At 31.0% G+C, this 8,189-nt stretch carries 8 protein-coding genes and 1 other annotated feature; of the genes, 4 read left to right on the top strand and 4 right to left on the bottom strand.

Translation table 11 applies throughout. The annotated features are described in order from the left end of the window. Positions 1–31: 31 nt before the first annotated feature. From HGPT_RS04075 to HGPT_RS04060, 4 genes are all read left to right on the top strand, one after another. Positions 32–1,006, top strand: coding sequence for an ABC transporter substrate-binding protein (locus HGPT_RS04075; RefSeq protein ID WP_019138591.1), 975 nt, complete (start codon positions 32–34; stop codon positions 1,004–1,006). A gap of 97 nt (positions 1,007–1,103) precedes the next feature. After that, positions 1,104–1,336 (top strand) — a binding site (T-box leader). Positions 1,337–1,375: 39 nt separating this feature from the next. Further along, a complete protein-coding gene (locus HGPT_RS04070; protein WP_019138590.1) occupies positions 1,376–2,365 on the top strand; it encodes an ABC transporter substrate-binding protein in 990 nt (329 codons plus the stop codon). A 29-nt stretch (positions 2,366–2,394) separates the two neighbouring features. After that, positions 2,395–3,279, top strand: coding sequence for an ABC transporter permease (locus HGPT_RS04065; protein ID WP_019138589.1), 885 nt, complete (start codon positions 2,395–2,397; stop codon positions 3,277–3,279). Beyond that, a complete protein-coding gene (locus HGPT_RS04060) occupies positions 3,266–4,087 on the top strand; it encodes an ABC transporter ATP-binding protein (protein ID WP_019138588.1) in 822 nt (273 codons plus the stop codon). The genes HGPT_RS04065 and HGPT_RS04060 overlap by 14 nt, the downstream gene beginning before the upstream one ends. 67 nt (positions 4,088–4,154) lie before the next feature. Here the strand turns inward: HGPT_RS04060 and HGPT_RS04055 are convergent, their stop codons facing one another. The 4 genes from HGPT_RS04055 to HGPT_RS04040 form a co-directional block, all read right to left on the bottom strand. After that, on the bottom strand, positions 4,155–5,192 hold the full coding sequence (locus tag HGPT_RS04055) for a hypothetical protein (protein WP_019138587.1): 1,038 nt from the start codon (positions 5,190–5,192) through the stop codon (positions 4,155–4,157). Beyond that, on the bottom strand, positions 5,182–5,703 hold the full coding sequence (locus tag HGPT_RS04050) for a sigma-70 family RNA polymerase sigma factor (RefSeq protein ID WP_019138586.1): 522 nt from the start codon (positions 5,701–5,703) through the stop codon (positions 5,182–5,184). The genes HGPT_RS04055 and HGPT_RS04050 overlap by 11 nt, the downstream gene beginning before the upstream one ends. 123 nt (positions 5,704–5,826) lie before the next feature. After that, the gene (locus HGPT_RS04045) at positions 5,827–6,666 is read right to left on the bottom strand and encodes an ABC transporter permease subunit (protein ID WP_019138585.1); all 840 of its coding nucleotides are present in this window, start codon (positions 6,664–6,666) and stop codon (positions 5,827–5,829) included. Then, positions 6,656–7,951: an ATP-binding cassette domain-containing protein gene (locus HGPT_RS04040; RefSeq protein WP_019138584.1), complete on the bottom strand. Its 1,296-nt coding sequence runs from the start codon at positions 7,949–7,951 to the stop codon at positions 6,656–6,658. Before HGPT_RS04040 ends, HGPT_RS04045 begins: the two co-directional genes overlap by 11 nt. Between the last annotated feature and the right edge of the window lie 238 nt (positions 7,952–8,189).

The following is an 8,189-nucleotide window of genomic DNA, read 5'->3' as shown; positions in this document are numbered from 1 at the left end:
TATTTTAAATAAAAATTTTTTGGAGGACAAAATGAAAAATTTAAAGAAAATGGTAAAAGTTATTGGTCTAGGTGCCCTTGCAGTTTCCCTTATTGGATGTGCAGGAGATAAGAAAGTAGAAGAAAGTGGAGAAAAAATAAAAGTTGGAGCTATTGAGTACATCGAACATGTTTCTCTTGACAATGCCCTAAAGGGATTCCAAGACAGACTAAAAGAAGAAGGAATAGATGTAGAAATTGATGTTGAAAATTTGCAAGGAGACCAAGCTCTTGCCACAACTGTTCCTAAAAAATTTGAAGGCGAGGACTACAAATTAGTTTATGCTATTTCAACACCAGCTGCTCAAGGAGCAAAGACTGCTCTTCCAGATAAAAATATTATTTATTCTGCAGTGACAGATCCAGTTGAAGCAGGTCTAATTGATTCTCCAGATAAAATTACAAATATCACTGGTGTAAATGATGCAGTTTCTGCAAAGGATCAACTTGAATCCTTCTTAAAAATTTATCCTGACATAAAAACTATAGGAACAATTTTTTCAACTAACGAAGCCAATTCAAAGATACAAGTTGAAAGTTTGAAAAAGGCTTGTGATGAACTTGGTCTTACACTTGAAACTGTTGGTATAAATAATATCAATGACATTGGTCAAGCTCTTTCAACTTTAACTGGAAAGATCGATGCTTATTATGCCTTAACAGACAATACAGTTGCATCAGCTGGTCCAATTCTTGCAGAAAGTTTATTAAAAAATAAAGTTCCATCTCTTTCAGCAGAAGAAGGACAAGTTTCAAAGGGACTTTTAATGAGTGAAGGTGTTGACTATTATGAACATGGACGTCAAGCAGGAGAAATGGCAATAAAAATTTTAAAGGGAGAAGATATTAAGAATATTCACGCAGAAGACAACAAGACTTCTAAGAAAAAGATTAATGGAAAAACTGCTGAAGCTCTTGGACTTGACCTTAACAATGAAAATTTAAAGGACGCCGAAGTTTTAAAATAAAAATTTTCACAATTTAATAAAAAATAAAAATTTGGGATAAAAAAATAAAAAAAGGCTTGACTTTGTTCTGCTACTAGAATATAATCAATTTAATTTAAATAAAGCGTTGAAAGAGAAAAAAGAATTTTTGATGATTTAAGAGAGTTGCCGGCTGGTGCGAGGCAATACACGGAAATTTAACATACACTCTAAAGCTTATTTGTTGAAATTAGTAGGCAAGTACGGAAGCCACCGTTATCTGAGGCTAGAGGTTGTTAGACCTTAAAATGAGGTAATCTTTTTAGATTATAAAATCGGGTGGTACCGCGAAGTCAGTCTTTCGTCCCAATGTGGATGAAAGTACTTTTTTTTATTTTATGGAGGTTTTTTATGAAATTTAGAAAGTTGTTTATTTTACTTATTATGTCCCTTGTCCTTGTTGCTTGTGGGAAAAATGGAAATGATGGAGCTGCTAAAGAAGAAGCTGCAACAGAAACAAGCACTGCAAAAAAAGTTGGCGTAGTTCAAATTGCAGATCACATTGCACTTGAAAGGTCAAGAAGTGGTTTTGAAGAAGAACTTAAAAAGACAAATCCAGATGTTGAAATTATTTCTAAAAATGCAAATGGAGATTTGACAGTTGTACCATCAATTATAAAATCTTTCCAAGACAAAAATGTTGATTTGATCTATGCTATTGCAACACCAGTTGCTCAAGGAGCAAAAAATGGTGAAAAGGAAATTCCAATAATATTTAATGCAGTAACAGATCCAGAATCAGCAGATTTATTAAAAAATTTAGAAGAACCTGAAGGAAATATAACAGGAGTAAGTGATTATTTTTCAATCTCAGCTCAACTTGAAGAAATGTTAAATATTTTCCCAGACATAAAAAATGTAGGGGTTATGTTCTCAACAAATGAAGCAAATTCAAAATTCCAAGTCGAAGAACTTAAAAAAGCTGCTGAAGGATTTGGACTAAATGTAGTTGAAGTTGGAGTAAATAATATTAACGATGTTTCAACATCAATAAAAACAATTGAACCCAAAATAGATATTTTCATGGCAATAACAGATAATACAGTATCATCTGCATCATCAATAATTGCAGAATCTCTTAAAGCAGCAAAGATTCCTTCCTTTGCATCTGAAGAAGGACCAGTTGAAAATGGAATTTTAATTAGTGCTGGTGTTGATTACCTTGATCTTGGAAAAAAAGCTGCGGGAATGGCAAGTGAAATACTTGGAGGAAAAAAAGTTTCTGAAGTTCCAGTTTTATTCTCAACTGAAACAAGAAAAGTTGTAAACAAAAAAACAGCTGAAGCACTTGGCTTAGCAGATGACGAAAAATTAATGGAAGATGCGAAAGTTGTTGAATAAATAAAAAATAAATTCTAGGAGGAAGAAAGTTGAATTCAGTAATAATGGAATCCATTGTCATGGGTCTTATATTTTCCATATTGACAATAGGAGTAGTAATAACCTTTAAAATTTTAGATTTCCCTGATATGTCAGTGGAAGGTACTTTTCCACTTGGGGCCTTTGCCTTTGCAAAGATGTTAACACTTGGCATGAATCCTGTTCTTGCCATGCTTGTTTCCTTAATAGCTGGAGGACTTGGGGGTTTTATAACTTATATACTATTTAGAAAGTTTAAGATCCAAGCAATCTTATCAGGAATTTTGACAATGACATTTTTATATTCAGTGAATCTAAGAATTACAGGTACACCAAATGTTACCTTCTTTGATTTCAAAACTGTTTTTCAACTTTTTGAAAATGTTCCAAAGATTTTAATTCTTGCCATTATCACTCTCATTATAAAAATAGCTCTCGATTGGTTTTTAAAGACAGAAAAGGGATATCTTCTTTTGGCAACTGGTGACAACGAAACTCTAGTCAAGGCACTTGGCAAAAATCCAGACAAATATATTGCCATTGGACTTGTAATTTCAAATGCACTTGCCGCTTTAGCTGGAGCCTTGATGGCACAATCAAATGGTTATGCTGACATAACAATGGGTCAAGCAATAATTGTATCTGCTCTTGCATCAGTAATAATTGGAGATGCTTTCTTAAAAAATGCAAACTTTTTAAATAGAACTACAAGAGCAATTATTGGAGCAATTATTTACAGAATTATTTATGGTATTTCAATTTACATTGGACTTGCTCCAAGTGATTTAAAGGGAATAACTGCAATAATAGTAGTATTCTTTATAGTTTACAACAATGTTTCTTCAAAGGGACTATCTGTATTAAAGGGAAAGAGGGAAGAAAATGCTAAAAATTAACAATATATCAAAAACTTTTTACAAGGGAATGGAAGAAGAAAACCAAGTATTTGACAACTTCTGCCTAGAAATCGAAGAAAATAAATGTGTTGCAATATTAGGACCAAATGGATGTGGCAAGTCCACTCTATTTAATATGATTTCTGGTTCACTTTTACCAGATTCTGGAGAAATTCTCTTAGATGATGTTGACATTGCAAAACTATCAGAAGACAAGAGGGCAATTGACATTGGAAAAGTAAACCAAGATCCATCAAAGGGAGTTTGCCAAAGCTTAAATATTTTAGAAAATATGTCCATGGCATTTAAAAAAGGTCACAAATTTACTTTTAAAAAATTAATAGATAAGGATAACAATGAAAAAATAATTGAAAAATTAAAATCCATTGACCTTGGACTTGAAAATAAATTAAAAACTCAAGTGAAATTCCTATCAGGTGGACAAAGACAATCCCTATCTCTTTTAATGGCAACTGTGAAAAAACCAAAAATACTTTTGCTTGACGAACACACAGCAGCCCTTGACCCAAAGACATCAAAGATAATAATGGATAAGACAAATGACCTTATTAAAAAAGAAAAAATTACAACACTAATGATCACTCACAATCTTAAAAATGCAATAGAATATTCTGACAGAATTATAATGCTAAATAAGGGAAAAGTTGTCCTAGATATTCTTCCAAATGAAGTAACAGAAGAAGAACTAAATAGGATCTACAATGAAAAGATTGAAGAAGAAAATAATTTAGAAAGAGAAAATTTTAAAAGTCTAGAAAACATGAAACAAGTAGAAAAAATCGCATAAAATACCTCAAATGAAAATAAAATAGGAGAGGAGCAGACCTACTTAACATTAGATCTGCTCTTTTCTTTTATCTTAATTTAAGAGTGAATTCGTCACCAATTGCTTGTTCTCCAATAGGCATTTCTTTGTCATAGCTGTGAACTGTCACTCTGTATAATTGGCATTTTAGTGTTTTTATTTCATTTAAAAGTTCATCGGCAGTAACTTTGCTAATGACTGGTGAAAAGTATAGGTTGGATTTATTTTTCTCTGCTTCGCGAGTTTCAAAATAAACAAATCTATCTTTAGAATCTCTGGCTTTTATTGAATAAAGATATCCATCTTCGGTGTCAGGATAGGTTAATAGGATTTTTTGTGAAGCTGGGCTTGTAGCAATGCTTTCAATGACAATATTATTAGTATCTGGAATAGTAAAGTCCTTTGCTATAAGATTTTTATTCATTTTCATTTGAGACATATCTATATTTGTTGAAAGATTAATTTTCTTCTTATCTCCTAAAAATTCATCAAAGGAAAATTCTAAATTAACTTTGCCTTCTTTTGGCAAGGAGTCTTCCAAAACATATTCAAGAGTATAAACATTTACTTTTTTATCTTCAGCTAAAGTATATCCAGAGGCACTGGAGCTAAGAATATTATTTTTCTTGCCATTAACCTTAAGTTCAGTTAAGTTAACTTCTCCAGAGAGCATTTTTTCTGAGTCATTTAGGCTCAAAATAACTGTGTATAAATTATTATCTTCAATAATAAATTTATCAAAAATATATTTTTTGCCATTTATTTCAAAAGCTTCGTTTAAATTTACGCTGTACTCATCAACTTCCCTTGACAATCCCATGGCATCAGATAAAGAAATTTTAAAGTTACTTGCTAATTCTCTTGTCTTTGCCAATACATAACCACCATATGTGTGGTTTGTTATTCCTAAAATCAATATAAGAGATGCTGCAATAGTAACTATTTTTTTATTAAACGTATTTTTCTTGTTTTTTATTTTTAATGATCTCACAGTTCTTTTAAGATTTTCTTTTTCAAAATCATTAAGAGGAACTTCTTCATATTCAATTTTCATGTCGTTTAACTCATCATAAATATTATTTTTCATAAAAATTTCTCCTCCATTTTTTTAAAAGACTTCTCCCTCTACTAACTTTTTTATAGGCATTTGCTGTGGAAATATTTTGTTTAGATGCTGCTTCTTTATAGGAAAGACCATGGATAAAAATATTTTCAAAAAGTTTTTTGTCTTCGTTACTTAAAAGCGAAAGGACTTCTTCTATTTCTAAATTTGAAGATAAATCTGAATCGACGATTTTTGAATCTTCATCGAGTCTAAGGCTTTCAAATTTAATTTCTTTTCTAAGGATATCTATGGCTCTATACTTAGCAACAAGGGCACACCAATTTTTAAAAGTAGACCTACTTGGGTCAAAGTATTCTATATTTTGCCATATACTTAAAAGTGCGTCATTCATGGCTTCGTCCCAAAGATCTGGATATTTCCAAAGTGTTTTTGAAATAACACCTTTTAATATTTTTCCATATTCTTCAATAAATATATAAAGGGCATCTTCATCTTTCTTTTTTAGCCTTTCAATCAAGTCTTTATTATCCATATTTCCTCCTTCACTTATATATTCGTGATAGAGATAATAATTCTGACAATATTTTAAAATTAAAATTTATGAAAAATTTTGAGTACAAAAAAACTACCTCGCTTTACAAGGTAGTTTCTAAAGTTAATATTTAAGTTCTTTATTTGAATATATTGAATAAGTCAAGACAATCATAAGAATAAATATGACTGCATTTGCAATTAGTCCAAAAATGTTTAGATTTGCACTTACAAAGCTATATGGTCTAAAGGCTTCGTTAGGGAAGTAAGATACAACCATTCCAAAGACATCGCCAATAACTTTTCCTACAATTGTAAGAAGTACAATTAGGAATACAAAAAGTGCAGCTACGGCATCTTGATGTAGGGAAGATTTTGAAATTGCAGAGAAAAAGTAACCTATGGACATAAATACAAGGCCAGAGCCAAGTAGTCCAACAAAAACCTTAACTACTGCTTCAAAAATTTCAAAACTTGTTATTTGACTTGCTTCGCTTCCTCCTATTCCTATAGAAGAAATTCCAAGCACAAGTCCCATAGTTGCAAGTGCCATTATTATTAAGAACAAAATATAAATTAAAATATTTGCTGTGAACTTTCCAGTTACGATTTCTGATTTAGAAATTGGATTTGAATAAATATATTCAATGTTACCTGAAGTTTGTTCTTTTGCAAGAGAGTTTGCTCCAAGTTGCATTGCAAATACAAAAATCAAAATTGCAAGATAATGGTAAACTAGGGCAATATAATCGCCAATGTTTACTATATCCATACCATCGTAGAATCCCAAGATATTTCTTGTTGGCTCGTTAAAACTTTCTAAAACTGAATTAAAAAGTGAATTCATTTGTGACTCTGCAAGGAAAGGATAAAAGGCAAGCATAAGTCCAAGTAAAATTATTAGGACTATTGCCCAAGAAATCATCTTTGCAAAGTTTGATTTAAATTCCATATTAAAGATCATCTTTGTCCTCCTTTAGCTTTGTTTCTTCACTTGCATTGAAGATGCCTTCATTAGAGCTATCAAAAACTTTTGTGTCCTCACTTTTTGCATCTAAGTCAGTGACATTTTCTAAATACTCAGAAGTGCTAGTTTCTTCTTTGACAGGAGGATTATCTTCACTAAGGACGCGACTATTGTATTCTTCATCTACAAAAAGATTTGTCTTTGTATTGTGAACTGTGTCTTTTTCAATTTCTTTTGCTTCGACACCTTCTATGGTATTAAATTCTTTTTCAGCATCATTTAGCTTAACTGTTTCTTCAGTGACACCATTGATAGAAGTTGCTTCTACTGTGTTATCTTTTTCTAGTTTAATATCCTTATTTTGAACTTCTATTTTTTCTTGATTTTTTCTTGGGAGTTTTGCGTTTTCTCCCTTGTAATAAGCGTTAACTTTGTCGCTTAATTTTGCATCTTCAAGGACATAATTTTCTAATCCTTCTTCATATATTACTTTAGAAAGTTCTGGAAGAGGACCGTCAAAATAAAGCACAGTTTCTTCTTCTTCGTCCTTTAAGATCCTTGCACCAATAGAAGTAAAGTAATTTAGATTTCCACGGAAAGATGTTATTCTTAGGACTTTGTCCCCTGATGCCTTGACATTATTGTATTCAATATCTTGAACCTTGCCCTCAGATAGGTAAGCAATGCGTGAAGAATATTTTTTTGCTTCTCTAAGAGAATCAGACAAAAGTAAAATTGTTAAATTTTCTTGCTCGTTTAATTTTTTTATGTGTGAGAAGAGTCTTTCAATATCTTTTTCTTCTAAGAATTTTGAAGGACTGTCTAAGATTAAAAGTCTTGGTTTAATGACAAGAGCATTAATAATAGCCAAAAGTTTTCTTTCTCTATCTCTTAAATCACAAACCCTTAAATTTGAATTAAAATCAAAATAATCACAGAGAATGTCAATATCTTCTGTGTTAGATAGGTTGTGAGCGTTAAGTGTCTTTTTAAGTAGGGCAAAAGATTTGATTTTTGAATCGTAAATCATATCTTCTGGCACAAAGGACACACTTTCTTTTATTTCTTTTGATTCTTTAAATGAATCCATATCATAAAGCTTAATAGATCCACTAGAAGCTTTTAAATATCCCATTAAAAGTCTTGCAAGAGTTGTTTTTCCAGATTTATCTGTTCCAAGTAGAGAGAAAAATTCTCCATCTAAAATTTCAAGATTTAGATTTCGTAAAACTTTATCTTTACCCTTGCCTTTAGTCAGGTCATTTATGACGATGGCACTCATACTATTCACCTCTTTAATAATTAATAATCTCATTATACAATAAAAAATAGCTAAATAAAAGATTTGACTGCCTTTATTAAGAAATATACAGAAAAGATTAATAATAATTCTATTTTTTCAAAAATATTTTAAAATTTTATTTATTTCAAGCTAATGAAAGCTCTAAAATAAAATGACTAAGACTTTGCCTTGTGATATAATTTTACTTTGAATGGAGGTTTTTTAATGAAACTTGGAA

Origin of the sequence: Peptoniphilus timonensis JC401, assembly GCF_000312025.1 — a bacterium.
In the GTDB taxonomy this organism is placed as follows: Bacteria; Bacillota; Clostridia; order Tissierellales; family Peptoniphilaceae; genus Peptoniphilus_A; species Peptoniphilus_A timonensis.
This window is presented reverse-complemented; position numbering and strand designations above follow the sequence as displayed.